The organism is Salinibacterium sp. SWN167 (assembly GCF_015864665.1).
In the GTDB taxonomy this organism is placed as follows: domain Bacteria; phylum Actinomycetota; class Actinomycetes; order Actinomycetales; family Microbacteriaceae; genus Rhodoglobus.
In genome coordinates, this window is the sequence record NZ_JADYWU010000002.1 from 1 (window position 1) to 20,942 (window position 20,942).

Consider the following 20,942-nt stretch of genomic DNA (forward strand, 5'->3'; position numbering starts at 1 on the left):
AAGACTCTCTGCGCCGATGGTACTGCAAGGGGGACCTTGTGGGAGAGTAGGACACCGCCGGACTTCAATTGTAAAATAGCCACACCCTTCGGGGTGTGGCTATTTTGCGTTAACCACCCACCTGCACTGGCAGCAGACAGACTCGCGGCGTAGCGTGAAGAGTAGATGTACCACTGGCCCTCCCGCGAACTCCTCGCCTCAGGGCAACCCCGCGGTACACCTCAGGTGCCAGGAGGCAACCATGCAGGTCATCGTCAATACCGATAACAACATCTCTCTCAGCGAAGACACGATCGCCGCAATCACTGCGGAGCTCGAGAGTAAGCTCGCGCACTTCAGTGCCCACCTCACTCGACTCGAAGTCCACTTGAGCGACGAGAGTGCCGGTCGCAGCACCGGTGATGACATCCGCTGCCAGCTTGAAGCGCGCCCCGAGAACCGCACCCCGGAACTTGCCACCGACAACGCGTCAACAGTGGATGCTGCGCTCAACGGCGCCACTCGAAAGATGCAGCACGTGCTCGAGACAACCTTCGGTCGTGCTGACCACCACAAGGGCGCCAGCTCAATGGGCGGTGTCGAACCCCGCTAACGCGCGAGCAGCCGCTGCGCCGCGTTAGCGTGCTTCGAGGCGGCCGGCCGCGATTTCGCGATCGGCCATCGCCTCGAGGGCCTCGGCGAAGGCCGTGGCAGCGGGCGATAGGCGGCGGGTGTTGGCCCAGCGTAATCCGATCTTGCGGGAAGCATTCTCCGCGTTCACGGGAACGACAACCAGGCTGTTGTCGCGCACGATTCTGGTACCCAACGCACCCATGATTCCGATCCCCAATCCGGCACGGACGAAGGAGAAAACGGTCGTCGGCTGGGTTACCGCGAGGCTGCGTTCGTAGTCGAATGCGACATGCTCCAGGAGTTCCCGGAACTCGAGTCCCACGTGCGGGTCAAGGCCAGCCTCCCCGGTCGTGATGATCGGTTTGCCCGCGAGCTCCTCCAGCTCAAGAAAGCCTGCTGAGGCCGCCGGATGATCGAAGGGCACGACGGCGCGGAACGGGTCAGTCAAGAGGGCCCGCTGCGCGATACCGAGGCGCGGCGTGATCTCCATCGGGCTGATTCCCAGTTCGATCGTGCGGTGGGCGAGCGCCTCATCCAACCAATTGTTGGCGCCTTCGTGCACTTCAAAGCGGACTTCGGGGTGGGTCTCGGAGAATTCAGCGATCAGCGGAGCGATGAGCATAGCGCTCACGCTCGGCACACTTCCCACTGCGACATTGCCCCGCACCTGGCCCTGACCGGCCGCCACCGCGGCTAGCGCCGACTGCCACTCCGTGACGGTCGCGCGAGCATGGGGCAGAAACGCGGTGCCGGCAGCGGTCAGCGTTGGCGGGTGCACATCTCGGTGGAAGAGTTGAGCGCCAAGCTCCGTTTCGAGGGCTGCCACATGGGCGCTGATCCGAGACTGCGAGCGATGGAGGGTGCGGGAGGCCGCAGTGAAGCCGCCCTGCTCGTGCACGGCGAGAAACGATCTGCACCAGACGAGTTCCATGCTGCAACCTTAGCGACCGAGCGTCATCCGCTCATCTGTCGGACGTTGCGGCGCGGCCGGCTCGGGAATGGGCCCGGCGAGAAGCGGGTCGTGGGTATCCCGCATCAGCTGCTCCAGGCGAGCGACGAGGTCGGCTCGCAACTCGGCATACTGCGGATCGTCGATGAGGTTGGTGAGCTCCGAGGGATCCGCGGCGAGGTCATACAGCTCTTCGGCGGGACGCGGATCATTGGGCCAGTCACCCATACCGGCACGCGTCGAGCTCTCTTCTAGGTCGAGGGGAAGCGGCACTCGGACGCCCCGCTCGAAGTTGCGAATGTACTTAGCGTTCGGGGTGCGGATGGCGCGAATCGGGTCATAGCGATCGTGGAAGCTCTTTTCGAGCAGGAGTTCTCGGGTATCTGGCGCTGCATCATCCGTTGTCTGCAGGCGAGTAAGGATGCTCTCGCCCTCGAGCTCGTCGGAAGGGGTTCCGCCGGCAATGGTCACGAGCGTCGGCACGATGTCCAGGTGGCTGACGATGTGGTCGCGGCGGCCAGGCTCAACACCGAACGACTCCGGCGGGCGAACGATGAAAGCGACTTTGACTCCCGAGTCGTAGAGGGTGCTCTTGGCGCGCGGGAAGGCAACCCCGTGGTCGGTGGTGAAAATGATGAGGGTGTCGCGGCCCTTGGGCGATGCGGTGATGCGGTCGATGATCTGGCCGACCGCGGCATCCATCTGGCGAATAGCACCGTGAAAGGCGGCGATGTCGTTGCGCGTGTCTGCGTTATCGGGCAGGTACGGCGGCACGTCGACGGCTGCCGGATCCGCGTACTCGTAGTCTTCAGCAGGCCAGGGGCGGTGGACTTCCCAGATGCCGATCGTCAGCAGCGTGGGGGTGTCGTCGCGCGGTTGCTCGTACCACCAGTCAACGCGGCGGGCCACCTCCATCGCGCGGGGCAAGAATCCGAGTCCGTGCACTTCGTCGTAGCCGAGCACGCGGGCGTCAAAGTCCTCATGCTGCAGCCCAATGAGGGCGCTGCGGTAACCCTCGCGGCGCAACAACTCCGGCAGCGTCGTGACGCCCGGCTTGTAATGCCAACCAGCATGGGTGAGACCCATGAGCCCGTTTTGGTGCGGCAGGCGGCCGGTGAAGATGGAGGAGCGTGCAGGAGTGCACAGTGGCGCGGTCGCGAAAGCTGCATCGAAGATGACGCCGGAGTCAGCAAAAGCCTCAAGGCGGGGGCTGGGCACCGACGGCATGTCGTAGCAAGAGAGCCAATCGCCGAGGTCGTGGCAGTGGATGAGGACGATATCTGGCTGGGAGACCATCGGGGCAACTTTCGTGTGAGAAGGGATGAAGAAGGAACGCTCAGCGCGGGGGAGCGGTGGTGAGGTCGACGCCCCCGCGCTGAGAAGGAGCGACTAACCCATGGGGTAGCCGGCATCCTCGACTACTTGAGTGACCTGCTCCTGCAGTTGAGCCATTCCGTCTTCGGGGCTTACGTCACCAGCAGCGATCGCGGCGATGATGGGCTCCGAGACGGTGAGGAACTCGGTAATGAAGGTGAAACGGAACGGACCGACGGCGGTCGGGGCTGATTCGCGAACGACATCCAAGTAAGCACTTGTTTCGGCGCTGAGCCCGTCGGCATCGTAAGCATCGTCGCGGGTGGGGATTCCGCCGGCTTCAGCGAAGATCTCCATGCCGTGCTCGGACGTGACCCAGTCGATGAAGTCGACGGCAAGTTCGCGACGGTCTTCGGGAAGGTCAGCGGGAAGAGCCAAGTTCCAGAGTCCGGTAGCGGATGCTGCTCCGGGCAGTACCGCGTAGCCGACCTTGCCGACGACATTGGAACTGGATTCGTCATTCATGCTGCTCGCTGCTGCGGCTACGACATCCAGCTGTCCGGCGTCGCCACCCTGCATAGCGGCGATGGCTTCTGCCTGACCGACAGCCTTGGGGTCGGCGGGGCCGAGCTTGGCAAGTTCGCGGAAGTCGCGAGCGGCTTCGAGAGCCTCGGGGGTGTTGAAGGCAGGGGTCCAGTCGGAGCCTTCGTCGACGAAGAAGCTGCCGCCGACTCCGTGAAGCAGACCAGCGAAGTCGTAGGTGACGCCGGGAGCGCCGGGGATTCCCTGATATCGCTGCACGTAGCCGTAGCGGGCGGCATCCGCATCAATCATTGCTTGGCCGTTGGCAATGGTCTCGTCCCAGGTCGTGGGAACCGAAAGGCCGAGGTCGTCGTAGATGTCGGTGCGGTACATCAGAACCTGCAGGTTGCCCATGAGGGGCAGGCTCGTCACGTCGCCGTCGGCAGAGAAGCTGCGCGTCTCTGAGTTCCAATTGGTGACGTTGTTGTACGTGAAGATCTCAGGGTCGAGGGTATAGCCCGCTTTCGCCTCGGTGAAGGGCATCAGAATGCCGGAATCGTTGAGCTGAGCGAGATCCACTTCGTTGACCTGATAAACGTCGAAGGTGTGGTTGCCGGTCTGGGCGTCGTTGAGGACCTGGGTTTTGACGTCGGGGTTGGGGAAGGGGCGAAGGTCAACGTCGACCCCGGTCTCTTCCTCATAGGCCTTGACGACGGCGTCGTAGGCCGGGTTCCATGGAGCCTGACTGGTGATGACGACGAGGCTGTCGCCGGAGCCGAGAGCTCCGCCGGTAGTGCTGCCTGAGCATCCGGTGAGGGCAATGCTCATCGCGGCGACACTGCCGATTGCGATGAATGCTTTCTTCATGAACATGTACTCCTAGCTGTGAGCGGAAACCAAACAGGACGGGCCTGTTTAGCCTTTGATAGCGCCGGCAGTGAGCCCGGCGACGATTTGGCGGTTGGCGAAAATGGACATGACGATGATCGGGATGGCGGCGAGCGTTCCGGCCGCAGCGAGTTCGCCCCACGTGACCGCGAACGGTTGCAGTAGGCCGGCGATGCCGACGGTGACGGGCGCGGTAGCGCCGCCCGAGGTGAGGGTGAGGCCCATTTGGAACTCGTTCCACGCCATGATCGCGGTGAAGACTCCGACGGCAGCGATGCCGGGGCGAACAACGGGAAGCATGATCCGCAGCAGCACAGTCAGCTCGCTGGCACCATCCATGATTCCGGCTTCGCGGAGTTCTTCAGGAATGGTCGAAAAGTACGACGACATGAGCAGGACTGCGAAGGGAAGGTTGAGGAAGGCGTTGACCAACACGAGCCCCCCGACTCCGCCGATCAAGCCGAGATCAGACAGCAAGACGTAGAGGCCGGGCAGCAGCGTCATGGGTGGAATCAACGGAATGAAGCCGGCGATCACGAGCGCCGGGATAGTGATCCAGCGTGGCGGGTGCAGTCGGCTAAGCGAATAGCCGGAGAGCGTGCCGATGACGAGGCAGATGGCGACCGTGCCGAGCACGATCAGGAGGCTGTTGCCGATCTGGGCAATGAAAATGCCATCTTTGAAGACACGTTCAAAGTTGCCGAGCCAGAACGGGAAGTCCCAGCTCGAGGAGACGATCGCGCGGTTGGGGAGGAACGCGAGCAGCGTCGTGAAGGCAATCGGGATGATGCTGAGAACCAGTACAACCCCGAGAGCGATCTCTACGCCAAGGTTGCGCTTAGTGCCGGCGGTCTGGGCGTCGCTCATTTTTCGACCTTCGATCGGGTGAATAGCACGGCGCCAAGAACCAGCGCGGTAAGGATGACAACCACGAGCGAGAACGCTGACGCCTCGCCGAATTGGAGGCTGTCGAAGAAGAGAGTCTTGATGTGTTGAGTCACGAGCGTTGTCGCGAAGTTGGGCCCACCCGAGGTCAGGAGGTACATCTCGTCGAAGGCCTTGACGCCCATGATCACTCGCACGACAACGACCGCAGCGATGGCGGGGCGCAGAGCGGGAAGCACGACGTGCTGGATGATGCGCCACTCGTTAGCGCCATCAACCCGAGCCGCCTCGAGGGTTGCTCCGTCGATGCTCTTGAGGGCCGTATAGAGGAAGAGGAAGACGACCGGAGTCCAGTGCCAGACATCCACCACAATCACCGCGGCCATGGCGGTTGATTCTTGGCCGATCCACCCTTGGAGAGGCAGGCCGAGGGAGTAGAGCGCCTTGTTGAGTCCGCCGGCGGTGGGGCTGAGCAAGAGCAGCCACATCAGACTGACGACTACCGGCGCGATCACGGCAGGCCAGATGAGCACGTTGCGCGCCAGGGGGAGGAGCGTGATGGCGCGATCAACGAGCAACGCGAGGGCGAGGCCGACGATCAACGACAGAACAACGGTTGCCGCGACGAAGATGACGGTGTTGCCGAGCGAACGAAGACCATTGGCATCGGTGAGCACGGCGCCGAAATTCGCAAACCCGATCCAGGTCCACTCAAAAATACCGCCCCGGATCTGAACATCGGAGAGAGCCATGCGGACGACCTGGCCGAGCGGGTACGCGGCGAAGATAGCCCCAAAGACAATGAACGGCGCGAGGGCTACGATCGCGAAGACGGGCTTAGGGCGAGAACGCTTGCGGGCGGTCGGGCGCGGAGAGGCCGATCTCGTGGCGTTGGCGGTTGCGACCATTCTCGATACTCCATCGTGTCGGGCGGCCTGCGAAGCACCGCGAATCCCACGGTAGGGCGCTCGCCAACTATCTGTCCAACACGTAGTTCAGAAGGTCGCTATCTGCTTAACGGATAGGGCGTGCCGGCACTGCCGTCGCCGTCGCCGTCGCGCCAGCGTGGGCCGAGGCTCAGACGCGGGCGGACGGCTCTCCGGCGCGGGGGAGGTGCAGCTCAAAGGTTGCACCGCCTCCGGGGGTTGGCCGCAGCTGCACAGAGCCGTGATGCTGGATCGCGATTTCCAGCGTGACGGCGAGGCCGAGACCGGCGCCGTCGTGACTGCTCCGTACGCGAGAAGGATCTGAGCGGTAGAAGGGCTGGAAGATTTTGTCCCGCTCGTCTTCGGGGATGCCGGGGCCGTGATCCACGACGCTGATCACGGCTTCGCGCTCGGTGATGCTGGCCAGGAAAGAGACGGCGATGTCATCGGGGGTATGCCGGCAGGCGTTCGCTCCGAGGTTGAGCAACGCTTGATGGAGCTGTGCCGGATTGCCTACTAAGGGGACGTCGGTGATGGCGCTGAGGTCGGCGGCAATGTCGCGGGAGGGGAAGGCGACCCGCAGATCGTCGATGACGTTGCGGGCGACTGTGACAAGGTCCACCTGCTCGTGGGCAACTTCAATGGGCTTGCCGTCGCGTACGACTTGCAGCATTGAACTGACGAGAACATTGAGACGGATGCTCTCATCGCCGACCCGCGCCATCGCACGGTCAAGCGCTTCGGGGGTGGTGAGCATGTTTTGCGCGTAGAGGTCGCTGTAACCCTTCACAGCGGTTAGCGGCGTGCGGATTTCGTGCGCTACGTCGGCGAGGAGGCGACGCATGTCATCGCGGGCGCGGGTGGCATCAGTGGCGGACTGCTCACGTTCGGCCAAAGCGTCGCGCAGACGATTCACCATGCGGTCGATGTCTGTCGTGAGCTCGGCGATCTCCTGGGATCCGCCAGCGGGCTCGATCGGGGTTTCGAGCTCGCCGTCGGCAATGCGTGTCACACTTCGAGCGACACCGGCGATAGGGCGAGCGATCTGACGGGCGAGGAACCAGGCCATTGCCGCTTCAAGCAAGGCAATCGTGACGCCGCCGGCAACGAGGGTGCCGCGCAGGCTGGCGAGGGCGGCGTTGTACGTGTCGAGTGAGAGTGCGGTGATCTGTACGACACCATCCGGGGTCGGTGAGATGAGCACGCGATAGTTGTCGACCGTAACGGTGGCGGTTGAGGTTGCGGCTCCGAAGCCCGCGAGGTCTTCTGCGGTGAAGGGGTGCGCAACTCCCTGATTCTCGAGCAGGGTGTCGTCGGGGGCGAGGGTGAACTGAACCGGGAGGCCGGAACCGTCGCCGCTCGAGGAAGTGCTCGGTCGCGGCGCGGGCAGCTCGGGCGCATCGGTCGCGGGCGGCGGAACGGTGGTCACTTCGGCGCGGGCGAGTTCGGCATCCAATTCGGCTAGGCGTAGCGAGCGTTCGCTCACATCGACGGCGAAGGCGAAGGCAAGGAAACCGACAATGATGGTTACGAGTACGGGGAGCAGCAGCATCCAGCGCAGCGAAAGGCGCCTCATTCAGACGCCTCGCGCAGAACGTAACCTATGCCGCGACGGGTATGAATGAGGGGCGGATGACCGGCGTCAAGCTTGCGGCGCAAGTAACCGATGTACAGCTCGACCACGTTCTCGCTACCGGTGAAATCGTCTTGCCACACCTCGACCAGAATCTGGGCTTTCGAGAGCACAACCCCGCGGTTAGCCAACAGATAGTGAATGAGGCGGTACTCGGTCGCCGAGAGGTCGATGAGGGTGCCAGCGCGGCGCACCTCGTGGCCAGCCGGGTCGAGGGTGAGGGAACCGAGTTGCAGCAAGGCCGGACCTGCCGGCGGGGCGGTTCTGCGCAAGATGGCGGCAACCCGAAACACGAGCTCGTCCACGGTAAAAGGCTTGGTGAGGTAGTCGTCACCTCCGGTAGCGAAGCCCCGGATGCGGTCTTCGGGTTCCGCGAGAGCGGTCAAGAAGAGGATGGGCGTTGTCGAGCCGGCAGCGCGCAAACGCCGACATACTTCGAGACCATCGATGCCGGGCAACATGACATCGAGCACGATGAGATCTGCCGGCTGCGCGAGCGCAGACGAGAGCGCTTCGTGGCCGTTGGCGACGTGGGAAACCATGTGGCCCTGAAAAGAAAGGGCCGTCGTGACGACATCGCTAATGGCCTCGCTATCTTCAGCAACAAGGATGCGGTGGGTGGGGGCCTGAGCAGGGTTCGACACGGCCCGAATCTAGCAACAAAAACTGTTTCAATGTTGTGCCGATTTCCACAGCGTCACCACAGTAAAGCCGCTGACCCTGTAACTATGAACAACATCCTTGGGCGTGCACTCCGCCACAAACGATCCACGCTTCTCGTGGGCGCAGTGGTCATGGCAGTTCTTGCCACCGCTGCCTGTAGCGCCGTTGATGCTACCGACTCTGCGTCAACCGAAACCGCCGCTGTCACAACCGGTATTGACCTCGCCCTGTTCGCGGACGATGCCATCGTCGGTGACCCCGAGACCGTCGACTGCACCCTCAGCGGTGGAACGGAAACCACGTGCTACGAGATCACCATCTCGGGCTACCCCTCGACCTACGAAGTAGGGCCTTTCTGCCCCGCTACAACCGAGACCTCCGCCGATGACGCGGGAATTTGGTTCGATGGTGACGCTGTCTACGACCTCGACGGAGAGTTCATCGCAAACCTCGCTGAAACCTATGGCGACGACGGCTGGAAAATGTATGACGAAGACGGCAACGTCTACGTCACCGACACCGTCGAAGCATTCGAAGCTGCCGCTCGGCCCGACGTTGATCCCGAATATCAGAACTACTGCATCGAAGGCAGCCTTGACTTCCTCGATGGTGGCGACCCGATCGAGTCGACCGTGCTGATCCCGACCACTCCTGTTGTCGCAGACTCGGCGTCAGCGACATCCGGAAATTCAGGCATCACACTCGACGGCATCGTTATCGCCGAGCCAGCTCCCGTTGATGCCATTCTCGGCGCCTACACGATTGCCTCGTTCGACGACTGCGGTGGACACTTCAACCCCTTCGAGGGCTACCACCTGCACGGCTCACTCGGCTGTGGAGAAAACGGCGACGCTTCCGACGATGAAACTGCGATCTTCGGTTACGCCATGGACGGGTTCGCCGTGCACAGCGCGTACACCGAAGAACAACTGGCCAACGTAGAACTCGACGAGTGCAACGGCCACACCACCGAAGAAGACGGATACCATTACCACGCCAACTCGGCCGAGAAGAATCAAGTTCTCGAGTGCTTCATTGGCGAAACCGTTGCGGGCGATGAGGCCGCTGGCGGACCACCTGCCGATGCGCCGGCTGGAGGGCCTCCGGCTGGAGAGGTTCCCGGTGAAGAACCAAACGAATAGGACGATCATGAAGACATCCCTACGGACCGCGCTGATTCCCCTCACGTGCCTCGTGCTCTTGGCGAGCGCCTGCGCGACTGGTGAGACAACGACGGAGAGTTCGAGTTCTGCCTCGGACGACACAAGCCTGAGCACCGTCGCGGCATTGTTTGCCGACGGTGCACTGACCGAAGAAGCGGTCATCGTGGACTGCACCCTCGAAAACGGTAGCGAGACCACCTGCTACCAGTTTGAGGTCGACAGCCTCTCGACGACCGTTAACACGGAAGGGCCCTTCTGTCCGGCGACCACGACCGACACTGGCGGCATCTGGGTCTGGGACGGCGATGAGCCGGGGCTTTATGCCCTCGATGAGGACTTCTGGGCGCTCATGGAGGCCCAGGGCTTCGAGTTCGCGAATGAAGACGGCGACATCACTATCGTTGACCCCGCTGGCGGGCAACCTGACTCATCCGGCACCGAGAACTCGTGCCTCGAGGCAACGCCCGACGGTGACTACCACCTGCAGGTATTGATTCCCACGAGCCCCGAGATGCTTGACGAAGTGACGGATCTTTCCACGATCTCTCAGGTCGGGCTCGCGCTCGACGGCGTCACGATCTTCGGCGACGCGCCCTCTGTTCTCGACACCGGTGGACTGCCCGCACTTGACGCCTGCGGTGGACACATCGACCCCTCGGGGTACTACCACTGGCACTTCGGTGCCGAATCGATCCAGTCGAACCTTGACGCTGCAGGAGCTGGCGTCACGTGCGACATCGAGCAAGACAACGAGGCAGTGATTGCGTTTGCCTACGACGGTTACCTCATCTATGGACCGGAAGAAAACGGAACGGTGCCGACCGACCTCGACGAGTGCGGCGGCCACGTTTCTGACACTGAAGAGTTCGGTGAGGTTTACCACTACCACTACAGCACCGAGTCGCCGAACTTGCCGGAGTGCCGCGTAGGCGCATCAGCGGTGGGAAACCTGACGAGCCCGGATGGTGAGAGCGTCAACCTCCCTAACGGTTCTGGCGGCGGCGACGGTGGGCCACCCGCTGGCGACGCACCAGCTCCCGGCAACTAATTAGTGCACGCCTCTCGCACCACTAGTGCTGCGCACCGCGGTGGACTGTCGCCCCTGGCGAAGTTCACCGCGGTGGCGGGCATCGTTCTCGCCACACTCAGCCTCGCCGTGCCCACCGCAGCATGGGCCCACGACGGAACGAGTGAGGCACTGATCTTCTCGATCGACGAAGGCCGTGTTGTCGGCACCGGATTGGTCGAGTTCTCAGCGCTCGGGCTCGAAGACACCTCCGGTGACGGCCTCATTGACGCCACCGAAGTCAGCGAGCAAGAAGCAACCGTGGCGACGACTCTCGTTGACACTATCCGCGACAACGTAACGATCGCGGTCAACGGCGAGGAGCTGTCGATCATCGGGGCGGGGCTCTCATTCCAGAGCACCAGCGCGACGACAGACACCACCGCGGAGACCGAAACGGACGCGAATGCCGCGGTCGACGCATCCGAATATGTCGGCGTTGCATTCGCGACGTCTGCATTCGAAGGCGAGACCAACGAGATCGCAATTTCGTGGTCCTTTAGCTCGCCGAGCAACGCCATCCTGCTGTCGGATTCTGACAGCGCCGTACTCGGGCACCTCAACGATGACGGCGAGGTCCTGTTCTCTCTCGGAACCTGGGCAACCGCAACCAGCTTTCTCGTGCAGGGGTTCGAGCATATTCAGCTCGGGCCCGACCACATTCTCTTTCTCGTCGCCCTCGGGCTCGGCGTGCTTGGCGTGAAAACGGGGCGCGCAGCGATCTGGCCCGCCGTGAAACTCGTAACCGCCTTTACGGTGGGGCACGCCATTAGCTTCAGCCTGGCGTACTTCAACCTGGTCTCGGTGCCCGCTGCGATCGTTGAACCGCTGATCGCGCTTTCTATCGTCGCGGCCGCTGGGCTTGCGTTGAGACGCAAGGGCGGCGACTTCCGCTGGTGGATCGCGGGCCTCGTGGGGCTCGTGCACGGTCTTGGTTTCGCCTCGAGTCTCTCCAGCCTGGGACTCGTGACGTCGGAGCACGCTGTCGCGCTCATCGCCTTCAACCTAGGTATCGACCTCGCGCAGACCGCCGTTGTGCTACTGGTGCTCGCGGTCGCCGCTCTGCTGACACGACTGCTGCCCAAGGGATTCGAAATCATCCGCATCATCATCTGCGTCGCGATCGGCGCGATGGGGCTGTTCTGGACAGTGACGCGGGTCTTCGGGCTGTAGCTCGCGGTTGGGGTTGGGGTTGGCGGTGTGAGCGCTGGTCGCGCCGGCCGTAAGGTGGCGCGTGGGCCGGCTGGCCGGCTACGAAATTTACTTCGTAGCTAGTGAGTGCAGCAGCCCCGGCGTCGCACTCATTGCGCCTGCGCGGTCGACCGTGATGACATCCACATCCCACCGGTCAGTTACATCGTCGAGGGCGGTCTGGCCGCCCGCCACGATCGCCGTTGCCAACACATCGGCGGTCACGATGTCATTCGCGACGACGCTCACTTGAACGAACGAGATCGGCTCGGTGCTGCCTGCGCGCCAGATATGGTCACCGCGTTGTGCGCTGCCCGACGTCGCAATCGCGCGCCGCGGATGTCGCAACTCCAGCGAACACAGGAGCTCCGTAGGCGAGAGCGGCTCGGCGATCCCGGCGCGCATGACCCGCGGCCCGAGCGGCGAAGCCGACGCGGTGGCAGGAGTGGCTGCGCCGGTGGGGGAGACGAGGATGTCGCCACCGACGTTGATGCTCCACTCCGGGCATCCGACCGCGATCAGGTGCTCGCCGGCGTGCTCGATAGCTTCGGCCTTGACGATGCCGTTGAGATCGATGGTGCCATCGGGGCGATGGGGGCTGAAGTTGCCGCCGGTAGCGGAGCGCCACTCGAGGGCGCGAGCGTAACTGGCGAGTAAGGGTGGGCTAGCGTGGGAGAGCGAAGTGTGACCGGCGGCGATCAGACTCAGCTCGGAGTCGGGCGAATAGAGGCTGTAGCGGTCATCAATCATGCGAAAGATGCGCTGCACCTCGCTGACTTCGGAAGCCCACGCGGCAGGCAGTTCGATCGACGCCATCGTGCCCATGGTCGCAAACGCGCGCCGCATCACGCGCCGGCTTGATCGAGCGCCGATTGAAGCGAACTCAAATACGCATCGGTGGTGTACGTTGCCCCACTCACGTTCGAGACTTGGGCGGACTGCGATGACAACACCTCACTGCGCAAAATGGGGGCGGCACGGTTGCTGATCTGCACCGAGCGCCCATCCTCGTCGGTCAACTGCAGGGCGGTGACATCGGTGATGCTGCCGGACGCGATCGTGACCGCCACCTGCACGTTACCGAACCGGGTGCTTACGCTCGACCCGGTGTAGGTGCCGTCGGCAGGGCCCGCTGTCGTGGGGGCAGCGGCAGCGGTGTCCGAACCCGGCGTGCTTGAGCTGGTGCTTCCGGTGCTGCTGTCAGTAGTCGCATCGGTGCCGGCGTTCGTGCCGCCCGCGGTGCCGTTCGTCGCAGCATCCACCGGTAACGACAGCGAAGTGCCGTCGCTCGTCGTGACGCTCACGCCTGCCTGATAGCCGACGATCAGTACGCTCGTCGAGGCGAGAATGCTGCCTAAGATCGCTCGTGTTCTCACCAGTCGAACCTTTCTGCGTGAATCTGCTGGGGGCGGATGCCGGAAGAGTGAACGTCAGCCTCAATAAGATCGAGCCACGCGGTAGGGCCGCAGAGGAAAACGTCCGAGTCAGCCAGGTCGGGGAAGGCGCTCTGCAGGGTGACACCGCGCTCATAGTCCGCAGCGGTCATCCAACTGTCGACTCCGCGGGGGCGGTGGCCGATCATCGAATAACAGGTTGCACCTTTCGCTGCAGCAATGGCCCGGATTTCGTCCCAGTGGTAGGTCTCTTCGGCGGTGCTCGCGCGCAACAGGATGGTCGCTTCGCCGGGCGCGAACGACGCTTGTTCGAGGAGCGCGCGCACCGGGGTGACACCGATCCCGGCGGCGATGATGGCGAGTTTGGGGGAGGTGCGGGCAGCATCCGAAAACAAACCGTAGGGCCCCTCGATGCTCACCCGGGTGCCGACGGGGATGGTGGTGAGTTGGGCGCTGCCCTTTCCCAGATTGCGCACGGTGATGCGTGCCGAGCTGGCCGTCGGCATGGCCGACAGCGAGATGGGGTGCGAGTGCCACCAGGTGCGCGGTGTCCAGAAACGCCAGATGAAGAACTGGCCGCCGGATGCTTCGAGCCCCCGTAGATCGTTGCCCGCAAGTTGAATCGTGCTGACGCCCGGCGCGATCTCGGTGACCGCGGCCACGCGCATCCGGTGGCGGAGGCTCGAGACGAGTGGCTCGGCGAAACGGAACGTTACGATGCTACCGAGGGCGACGACGTAGAGCGCGATCCAGTACACGCGCTGAAGGGTGCCGTCGGCGAGCACGCCACCGACGCTCAGCTGATGGGGAAGCGCGAACGCGACCGACACGTAGCTGAGCAAGTGGACCAGGTGCCAGCCTTCGTAGCTGAATCGGCGACGAACCGCGATCAGCGACGATACGACTACGGCGATCATCAGGCCGAGCGCAATAAACGCGAGGGGCATGTCGGGCAGCGACAGCATCGGGCCGATTTCGGCGATCGGGTTGATGCCCGAACTGAGCCCGTAGCCGGTAAGCAACAGGGCGCCGTGGGCGAGAAGAAGGTAGAGCGCCGGCTTGCCGAGAGAACGGTGAACGGCGATGGCGCGGTCGTGGCCGATGGTGCGATCGATGAGCGGGATACGGGCGGCGAGCACCAGCATCACCAGAATGAAGTCGGTGCCGACCAGGCCGGAGACGATGCCGATGCTCGTGACAGTCTCAGCAACCGAGGTAAATTGGTCGACCCCGCCGGAGGCCAGAAAGAGGGCGGCCGCTGCTGCGCCTGAAGCCCAGAGCGCGACGACGAGCAAATCAGAGAGGCGTGCCCGCCGCGCAAAATTGCGGCGGTAATCGGGCGCGGTAGCGACGGCTGCTAGGGCAGTGCGAGGCCGGGCCGTAGCGGCGCGAGGGCGAACCTGAGTGGACATGTCCCTACTGTGCTGGCTTCAGCTATGGGATCGCTAAGAAAAACCGCCCATTTGCGTGAGCGAATTCACATGTTGGGGATCAGCACCGTTGCACGCAAGCCATCGCCGGTGTTGTCGACCGTGGCCGACCCTCCCGCCGCAGTCGCGATGGCCTGAACGAGAGCAAGCCCGAGTCCGCTGCCCCCAGTCGCGCCCGTGCGTGAGACGTCGGGGCGCGAGAAGCGATCGAACGCGATCGGGATGAACTGCTCAGGCATGCCGGGACCATCGTCGGTGACCTCGAGATGGAGACCATCCACTTCGATACTCAGGGCCGCAAGAATGCCACCGCCGGTCGAGATCGCGGCAATCGCGTTGGAGAGCAGATTGTCGACGAGGCGACCGAACGACTGCGCCCCGATTCGAAAGCGCGCCTCCTCATCGACGGTGGAACACGTGAAATCGACTCTCGCCGCCTTCGCCATACCGAGAAGACGAGCGCGGTCAATGCTGCCCGTGAACTCATCAACAAGTTGTCCGGCGCTCGCCGTCGCCGTGCTCGCCTCCGTCTCGATGCGACTCAGCTCGAGAAGGTTGGTAGCCAATGACGTCAGGCGATCCACGGATGCTTCCGCCGCGGTGACCTGGGCGGCGAGAGCCTCCGCATTGCCAAAGTCGGCGTGTGCGAGCTCAAGCTGGGTGGTGAGCGCCGCCAGCGGCGTGCGCAACTCGTGGGCGGCATCCGACACCATTTGTTTTTCGCGATCGGTGGAGGCTCGCAGGCGGGCGAGGAAGGCATTGAGGGTTGTGGCGAGGGCCGCGAGCTCGTCATCCGCACCACCTACGGGGAGGGCGGTGTCAGTATCGCCGCTGAGCTGTTCCGCTTTGCGGCGCATTGCGTTAACCGGGCGCAGCGCAGCGCTGGCGAGCCCCCACGAGGCGAGGCCGAAGCCGAGCAGCAACACGACCCCCGCAACGATGAGGATGCGATCGAGGCCGTGAAGCGCGAGTTGGCTCGCGGCGGTACTGCGTGCCGCCCACAGCTGCCAGCTGCCCGCGTCCGTGGTGAGGGTGCGCCCGGCAACGACAAACGATAGGGCATCGTCGTCGTCGGTGGCTTTACCGTCGTGGTCGCTGCCGTCATCCTGCACGACAATCGTGGTGTCGCCGGGGTCGGTGCGCGTGACTTCCTTGGTAATGCCCCGGGGAAGAGTATTCACTTGCACATCCCCGTTGGGGTCCGTGATGTAGACGAGAACCCCGGTGCCCGGGTCATCCACAGATTCGTCGGGGTGCGCCGTGATGTCCGCCACAAACGGTGTGAGGTCACTGGTGGCGAGCGAGCGATCAGCTTCGGTAAGAATGTCTTGCACCGCAATGCGCACCACGACGAGCGCGATGAGCAGCAGGATCATTGCGGCCGCAACACTGCCGAGAGTGATGCGGGCGCGAATCGACAGCGTCGAGAACATCACTCCACCTCTGCCAACGAGTAGCCGACACCGCGAACCGTGCTGATGGTGACGCCCGACACTATCGGGTCGAGTTTGCGCCGCAAGTAGCTGACGTACTGGTCGACAACCGTGGCATCAATGTGGGCGCTCGTGCCCCACACCTCCTCCAAGATTTCGGCGCGGCTGAGCGTCTCGCCAGTGCGAGAGCTGAGCATCCAGAGCAGAGCGAATTCTTTAGAACTCATCGGCAATGCTGTGCCGCCGGATGTAGCCCGCACGGTGGCAGCATCGAGCACGAGGTTGCCAATTTTGCGGCTTGCTTTCGCGGCAGTCGTATCGCGGCGAACAAGCGCCCGGATGCGGGCCGCGAACTCCGCAAATGCAAACGGTTTGGTGAGGTAGTCGTCGGCACCGGAGTCGAGGCCGAGTACCCGATCTTCCACGGCGTCGCGCGCTGTGAGAAGCAGCACGGGAAGGTGGTTGCCTTGTTCGCGCAGGTGCCGACAGATTTCGAACCCCGACATTTCGGGGAGCATGACATCGATGGCGGCCGCCGAGAAGTCGTCGCTGGCTACCGCAATGAGCGCATCCATGCCGTTAGCGACCAGAGTGACCGTGTAGCCCTCAGCTTCGAGGCCGTGCTGAACGAGCGCGCCCATGGTCGCGTCGTCCTCCACGACCAAGATGTTTGTCATGATGGCCAGACTACGCCCGTGAACGGGGAACTCGACGAGGTTGCGCGGGCGGACGCCGCGATACCATTGGCGCTGCAGGTGTTGAGAGAAGGGGCATCAATGTCCGAGCAGAATTCGCCGATCGAGCCCCGCCCGGAAACCCCTATTTCGAGCAGCGTAACGGCGCCCGCCTACCTCGACGACGCGGCCGTACGGGCAGCGATTAGCCCCGGCGCGGCCGTTGCTGCCGTTCAGGATGCGCTGAAGGCAGGCTTCGAACCCGGCACAGACCATGCGCGCGTTTTTGAGAAACTGACGCGCGGCGACTTTCTGCTGATGCCCTCAGAAGTTGGCCCGTATGCGGGAATCAAGGTGCTCACCGCTGCTCCGGATAATCCGGGCGTCGGGTTGCCCCGCATCCAAGGTCTCTACATTCTGTTCGACTCCGACACTCTTACGCCGCGACTGTTGCTCGATGGTGCTGCGTTGACGAGCATCCGTACCCCAGCGGTGTCGCTGGCCGCTACGGCGGGGGCACTGCTGCGCTCGTCGGAGCCGCTCGACGTTGTCATCTTTGGGGCGGGGCCTCAAGCGGTCGACCACCTCGCGACCCTGCGTGCTGTTCTTGGAGATCGTCGGCCCCTCGCCTCGGTCACCGTGGTGGTGCGCACGCTGCGTTCGGTGGAGCTGCCCGGTGCGCGGGTCGTGCAGACCGGAAGCGCCGAGGCCGAGGCTGCCGTCGCTGCGGCCGGGGTCATCATGTGCGCCACGACCGCGCGAACTCCCTTATTCGACTCCGCTGTCGTGCGCTCGGACGCCGTGATCATTGCGGTGGGTTCTCATGAACCGGATGCTCGTGAACTCGATAGTGCGCTGATGGGACGATCTCAGGTCGTCGTCGAAGATGTTCCGACAGCGTTGCGCGAATCCGGAGACGTGATCATGGCGATTGCGGAGGGCTCTCTCACGGCGAAGGACCTCATTCCGCTGGCGGACGTTACCCGGGGCGGGAGGGTGCTCGATGACGCTCGCCCGGTGCTCTTTAAGAGTTCGGGAATGAGTTGGGAAGACTTGGCCATCGCGGCTGCCATCGCGCACAGTATCGCGCACAGTACCGAGCACAGTATCGACGCGCCGCAGTCGCCCTAGCTGGCCCCGCGACTCCCGCGGTCCCTTCACATTTCACCTCCGCACGCCACAACGAAAGACAGCACCATGCACTCGACTTCTGATTCTCACCAGCACACCGCGCCGGCGGCTTCGACGACACCCTCAGTTTCATCAGTTCCGCATCCCGATCGCGGCGACCCGCGCCTGCCGCACTTGCGCAATGCCACCGGCTTCGTCGAGTACATGAAGTCGGGGTGGGCGACTCCTGATCGCACGCCCGACACGGTTCCCGGCATCGCGGCGGCGACGGCAGCACATCGTGCACGCCTGAGCCCGGCGTTTCCTGGCCGCACGATTGTGGTGGCCGGCGGTGTCGCTCCGGTGCGCGTGAACGACAACTACTACGGCTTTCGCCCCGACAGCAGCTTCTTCTGGTTGAGCGGATGCTCGGCCGAAGACGCCGTACTCGTGATGAGCCCCACGGCCGGCGGCCACGAGGCCACGCTCTTCATTCCCGCACCGGCATATCCCGGCGAAGCGGACTTCTTTGCGAATGCCGCGCACGGCGAACTCTGGGTTGGCTCCGCACCGGGCATGCCCGAGTGGACGGCCGCGCTGCAGATTGAGACGCGTCCACTCTCGGAACTCGAAACAGCGTTGAACCGCGCGAGTGACATTCTGCTCACCGGCTCACTGCACGGAGCCCACCGGCTGCTGCGCGACATCCCGGTCTCGCACGATCTTGGCCGGGTGCTCTCGGAGATCCGCATGATCAAAGACGAGTGGGAGATCGCCGAACTGCGCGGTGCCGTGAACCACACGATTGAGGGCTTCAAGGCCGTCGCTCGCGAGATCCCGCAGGCCATCCAGTTCGGCGGTGAGCGCTGGTTGCAGGGCACCTTCGACCGCTACGCGCGCACTGTCGGCAATGGCACCGGCTACACGACGATCGTCGGAAGCGGCAAGAACGCCCCCGTGCTGCACTGGGTGCGCTGCGACGGCCCCGTGGATCCCGACGCCGCCGTGCTACTCGACATGGGAGTGGAAGCCCGCTCGCTCTATACAGCGGATGTCACCCGCACGTTGCCGGCATCCGGAACCTTCTCTGCCGCCCAGCGTCAAGCGCACGACCTGGTTGAGAAAGCGCACCGGGCGGGACTCGCGGCGGTCGGCCCCGGCAAGATCTTCAGCGACTTTCACCTCGCCGCGCTCGAAGTAATTGCGACCGGTCTGCACGACTGGGGCATGCTGCCCGTCTCGGTCGATGAGGCGCTGAGTGCCCAAGGTCAGCACCACCGTCGCTACATCGTGTGTGGCATCGGGCATCACCTTGGCCTCGACGTTCACGACTGCGCGCAGTCGAGCTATTCCGCCTATCAGAGCGGCGAACTCATGCCCGGAATGGTCATGGCAGTCGAGCCCGGACTCTACTTTCACGAGTGGGACCTGACCGTGCCTCCTGAGCTGCGCGGCCTTGGCGTGCGCATTGAAGACAACGTACTCGTGACCCCGACGGGCCACGAAGTGCTCTCGGATGCCCTGCCAATTACAGCGGATGGCATCGAAGGGTGGATGCGCGCGCTGTAACCAAGGACAATGGGTGGTGATCGCTCATTTTCTGAAAGGTGCATACATGGAATTCTTCGCCACTGGCGGACTCGTCCTCCTCATCGGGATCGGGGTGGTCGTTCTTGTTGTACTTTTCTTGGTCATGCTGTTGATCGCCCGCGCCTGGTTCAAGGTCGCTCGCGCCGACGAGGCCCTGGTTGTCTCGGGTCGTTCGCAGAAGGATGGCGCGGGTAATGACTCCGCTGTCACCGTTATCGTCAACGGCAAGGCTTTGGTCAACCCGATCACGCAGCGCCACGAAACGATTTCGCTGCGTTCGCGCCAAGTCTCGATGACCGCAGAGGCGCAGTCGGCTGACAACGTGACGCTTCAGGTCGAAGCCGTGGCGATCGTGAAGATCGGTTCTGACGCGAACCTCGTGCGCCGCGCCGCCGAGCGCTTCGCTTCGCAAGACAGCGCCATCGAGCAGTTCACGACCGAGCAGCTTGAGGGTGCCCTTCGTGGTGTCGTGGCAACACTGTCGGTCGTTGAACTCATGCGTGAGCGCAAGAAGTTCTCCGACCAGATCGCTACCGATGTTTCTACCGAGCTGTCGGAGCAGGGTCTGATTCTTGACTCGTTCCAGATCAAGGGCATCGGCGACAAGGTTGGCTACATCCAGTCGCTCGGAACCCCGCAGATCGAGTCGAAGCGTCGCGAAGCAGAACTCGCTACGGCCGACGCGAACCGTGAAATCTCCAAGCGAAACATCACCGTTGCTGAGGCGAACCTGATCGAGCAGACCGCGCTCGACAAGAACACCGCAGACTCCAAGGCCGAGGTCGGTAAGGCTAACGCTGAAGCCGAGCAAGCCGAAGCTCTCGCCCGCGCCCGCGCCGAGCAGGGCGTTCTGCAGCAGCGTGCTGAGAACCGTCAGGCAGAGCTCGACGCCGACGTGAAGCGTCTCGCTGACGCCAACCTGTACAAGGCTCAGAAGGATGCCGACTCCGACGCCTACCGTCTCGTCAAGGGTGCCGAAGCTCAAGCTCAGATCGCCGCCGTTGAAGCCGAAGCAGTGCGCGTTCGCGCCGCTGCTGACGCGGATGCCACCCGCCTTGCCGGTGAAGCAAAGGCTGCCAGCATCGAAGCAGAAGCTGGCGCGCTCGCCAAGCACCAAGACGCGCTCCTCGCGCAACGTGCCCTCGAAACTCTGCCGCAGGTTATGGAGCAGTGGGCCAAGGGTTACGGCCAGATCGGTTCTGTCACCGTTATCGGCGGCAGCGGAGCCAGCGGTGGAGATACCGTCGGCACCGAAAGTGCTGTCGCATTGCGCGGCACGTTCGAGTCGATCAAGGCTGCAACCGGTCTCGACCTGGCGTCGATCATCCAGGGCCGCACCGTCGGTCAAGCGGTCGGCGAAGGCGCTCGTGGCCAGTCAGGTGACAGCACCCTCGCTGCCACCCTCGCCCACGCCGCTAACACCGTGGCGGATGCCGCACCCCAGTCGGCTCCGGTCGCCAGCGAGGGCGACACCGCCGAGTAGCACAGCGCCACACGGC

19 protein-coding genes are annotated in these 20,942 nt (G+C 63.5%); 7 read left to right on the top strand and 12 right to left on the bottom strand.

Annotated elements, in window-relative coordinates; all coding sequences use genetic code 11:
- The first annotated feature begins 241 nt into the window (after positions 1-241).
- A complete protein-coding gene (locus I6E60_RS09890; RefSeq protein WP_197180108.1) occupies positions 242-592 on the top strand; it encodes an HPF/RaiA family ribosome-associated protein in 351 nt (116 codons plus the stop codon).
- A 24-nt stretch (positions 593-616) separates the two neighbouring features.
- On the opposite strand, the gene I6E60_RS09895 is transcribed toward I6E60_RS09890, so the two are convergent.
- From I6E60_RS09895 to I6E60_RS09925, 7 genes are all read right to left on the bottom strand, one after another.
- Positions 617-1,543 (bottom strand): LysR family transcriptional regulator, encoded by a 927-nt coding sequence (locus I6E60_RS09895; protein ID WP_197126268.1) that lies wholly within the window; start codon positions 1,541-1,543, stop codon positions 617-619.
- 9 nt (positions 1,544-1,552) lie between these two features.
- Entirely contained in the window at positions 1,553-2,857 is a 1,305-nt protein-coding gene (locus tag I6E60_RS09900) for a sulfatase (RefSeq protein ID WP_197180110.1), read from the bottom strand.
- Between the two features lie 93 nt (positions 2,858-2,950).
- A complete protein-coding gene (locus I6E60_RS09905; protein WP_197180111.1) occupies positions 2,951-4,264 on the bottom strand; it encodes an ABC transporter substrate-binding protein in 1,314 nt (437 codons plus the stop codon).
- A gap of 48 nt (positions 4,265-4,312) precedes the next feature.
- A complete protein-coding gene (locus I6E60_RS09910; RefSeq protein WP_197180113.1) occupies positions 4,313-5,152 on the bottom strand; it encodes a carbohydrate ABC transporter permease in 840 nt (279 codons plus the stop codon).
- Positions 5,149-6,078: a carbohydrate ABC transporter permease gene (locus I6E60_RS09915; protein WP_129072896.1), complete on the bottom strand. Its 930-nt coding sequence runs from the start codon at positions 6,076-6,078 to the stop codon at positions 5,149-5,151. Before I6E60_RS09915 ends, I6E60_RS09910 begins: the two co-directional genes overlap by 4 nt.
- 169 nt (positions 6,079-6,247) lie before the next feature.
- A complete protein-coding gene (locus I6E60_RS09920) occupies positions 6,248-7,672 on the bottom strand; it encodes a cell wall metabolism sensor histidine kinase WalK (protein ID WP_197180116.1) in 1,425 nt (474 codons plus the stop codon).
- Positions 7,669-8,373, bottom strand: a complete 705-nt coding sequence (locus I6E60_RS09925; protein WP_197180118.1) for a response regulator transcription factor — start codon at positions 8,371-8,373, stop codon at positions 7,669-7,671. The genes I6E60_RS09920 and I6E60_RS09925 overlap by 4 nt, the downstream gene beginning before the upstream one ends.
- A gap of 84 nt (positions 8,374-8,457) precedes the next feature.
- Between I6E60_RS09925 and I6E60_RS09930 the strand changes: the two genes are divergently transcribed.
- The 3 genes from I6E60_RS09930 (at position 8,458) to I6E60_RS09940 (ending at position 11,794) form a co-directional block, all read left to right on the top strand.
- Positions 8,458-9,534 (top strand): YHYH protein, encoded by a 1,077-nt coding sequence (locus tag I6E60_RS09930; protein ID WP_197180120.1) that lies wholly within the window; start codon positions 8,458-8,460, stop codon positions 9,532-9,534.
- A gap of 7 nt (positions 9,535-9,541) precedes the next feature.
- Positions 9,542-10,603 carry a YHYH protein gene (locus I6E60_RS09935; RefSeq protein WP_197126320.1) on the top strand — a complete coding sequence of 354 codons (1,062 nt, stop codon included), beginning with the start codon at positions 9,542-9,544 and terminating at the stop codon, positions 10,601-10,603.
- 72 nt (positions 10,604-10,675) lie between these two features.
- On the top strand, positions 10,676-11,794 hold the full coding sequence (locus I6E60_RS09940; protein WP_307841816.1) for a HupE/UreJ family protein: 1,119 nt from the start codon (positions 10,676-10,678) through the stop codon (positions 11,792-11,794).
- A gap of 87 nt (positions 11,795-11,881) precedes the next feature.
- On the opposite strand, the gene I6E60_RS09945 is transcribed toward I6E60_RS09940, so the two are convergent.
- The 5 genes from I6E60_RS09945 to I6E60_RS09965 form a co-directional block, all read right to left on the bottom strand.
- Positions 11,882-12,658: an FAD:protein FMN transferase gene (locus I6E60_RS09945; protein ID WP_231601495.1), complete on the bottom strand. Its 777-nt coding sequence runs from the start codon at positions 12,656-12,658 to the stop codon at positions 11,882-11,884.
- A complete protein-coding gene (locus I6E60_RS09950; RefSeq protein ID WP_197126317.1) occupies positions 12,658-13,188 on the bottom strand; it encodes an FMN-binding protein in 531 nt (176 codons plus the stop codon). Before I6E60_RS09950 ends, I6E60_RS09945 begins: the two co-directional genes overlap by 1 nt.
- Complete coding sequence (locus tag I6E60_RS09955) at positions 13,185-14,618, bottom strand: ferredoxin reductase family protein (protein WP_197180122.1); 1,434 nt, start codon at positions 14,616-14,618, stop codon at positions 13,185-13,187. The genes I6E60_RS09950 and I6E60_RS09955 overlap by 4 nt, the downstream gene beginning before the upstream one ends.
- Before the next feature lie 65 nt (positions 14,619-14,683).
- Entirely contained in the window at positions 14,684-16,069 is a 1,386-nt protein-coding gene (locus I6E60_RS09960; protein WP_197180124.1) for a cell wall metabolism sensor histidine kinase WalK, read from the bottom strand.
- Entirely contained in the window at positions 16,069-16,746 is a 678-nt protein-coding gene (locus I6E60_RS09965) for a response regulator transcription factor (RefSeq protein ID WP_197126303.1), read from the bottom strand. Before I6E60_RS09965 ends, I6E60_RS09960 begins: the two co-directional genes overlap by 1 nt.
- A 99-nt stretch (positions 16,747-16,845) precedes the next feature.
- Here I6E60_RS09965 and I6E60_RS09970 point away from each other — a divergent pair, with 99 nt between their 5' ends.
- The 3 genes from I6E60_RS09970 (at position 16,846) to I6E60_RS09980 (ending at position 20,926) form a co-directional block, all read left to right on the top strand.
- Positions 16,846-17,874, top strand: coding sequence for an ornithine cyclodeaminase family protein (locus I6E60_RS09970; protein WP_197180125.1), 1,029 nt, complete (start codon positions 16,846-16,848; stop codon positions 17,872-17,874).
- Between the two features lie 66 nt (positions 17,875-17,940).
- Complete coding sequence (locus tag I6E60_RS09975) at positions 17,941-19,422, top strand: aminopeptidase P family protein (RefSeq protein ID WP_197180127.1); 1,482 nt, start codon at positions 17,941-17,943, stop codon at positions 19,420-19,422.
- 46 nt (positions 19,423-19,468) lie between these two features.
- Positions 19,469-20,926, top strand: a complete 1,458-nt coding sequence (locus I6E60_RS09980; RefSeq protein ID WP_231601496.1) for a flotillin family protein — start codon at positions 19,469-19,471, stop codon at positions 20,924-20,926.
- Positions 20,927-20,942 lie beyond the last annotated feature (16 nt).

Bases quoted from the DNA above. Each gene is read 5' to 3' on its own strand.
- I6E60_RS09890 (WP_197180108.1), top strand. From the start codon at position 242: ATGCAGGTCATCGTCAATACCGATAACAACATCTCTCTCAGCGAAGAC.
- I6E60_RS09895 (WP_197126268.1), bottom strand. From the start codon at position 1,543: ATGGAACTCGTCTGGTGCAGATCGTTTCTCGCCGTGCACGAGCAGGGC.
- I6E60_RS09900 (WP_197180110.1), bottom strand. From the start codon at position 2,857: ATGGTCTCCCAGCCAGATATCGTCCTCATCCACTGCCACGACCTCGGC.
- I6E60_RS09905 (WP_197180111.1), bottom strand. From the start codon at position 4,264: ATGAAGAAAGCATTCATCGCAATCGGCAGTGTCGCCGCGATGAGCATT.
- I6E60_RS09910 (WP_197180113.1), bottom strand. From the start codon at position 5,152: ATGAGCGACGCCCAGACCGCCGGCACTAAGCGCAACCTTGGCGTAGAG.
- I6E60_RS09915 (WP_129072896.1), bottom strand. From the start codon at position 6,078: ATGGTCGCAACCGCCAACGCCACGAGATCGGCCTCTCCGCGCCCGACC.
- I6E60_RS09920 (WP_197180116.1), bottom strand. From the start codon at position 7,672: ATGAGGCGCCTTTCGCTGCGCTGGATGCTGCTGCTCCCCGTACTCGTA.
- I6E60_RS09930 (WP_197180120.1), top strand. From the start codon at position 8,458: ATGAACAACATCCTTGGGCGTGCACTCCGCCACAAACGATCCACGCTT.
- I6E60_RS09935 (WP_197126320.1), top strand. From the start codon at position 9,542: ATGAAGACATCCCTACGGACCGCGCTGATTCCCCTCACGTGCCTCGTG.
- I6E60_RS09945 (WP_231601495.1), bottom strand. From the start codon at position 12,658: ATGCGGCGCGCGTTTGCGACCATGGGCACGATGGCGTCGATCGAACTG.
- I6E60_RS09955 (WP_197180122.1), bottom strand. From the start codon at position 14,618: ATGTCCACTCAGGTTCGCCCTCGCGCCGCTACGGCCCGGCCTCGCACT.
- I6E60_RS09960 (WP_197180124.1), bottom strand. From the start codon at position 16,069: ATGTTCTCGACGCTGTCGATTCGCGCCCGCATCACTCTCGGCAGTGTT.
- I6E60_RS09965 (WP_197126303.1), bottom strand. From the start codon at position 16,746: ATGACAAACATCTTGGTCGTGGAGGACGACGCGACCATGGGCGCGCTC.
- I6E60_RS09970 (WP_197180125.1), top strand. From the start codon at position 16,846: ATGTCCGAGCAGAATTCGCCGATCGAGCCCCGCCCGGAAACCCCTATT.
- I6E60_RS09975 (WP_197180127.1), top strand. From the start codon at position 17,941: ATGCACTCGACTTCTGATTCTCACCAGCACACCGCGCCGGCGGCTTCG.
- I6E60_RS09980 (WP_231601496.1), top strand. From the start codon at position 19,469: ATGGAATTCTTCGCCACTGGCGGACTCGTCCTCCTCATCGGGATCGGG.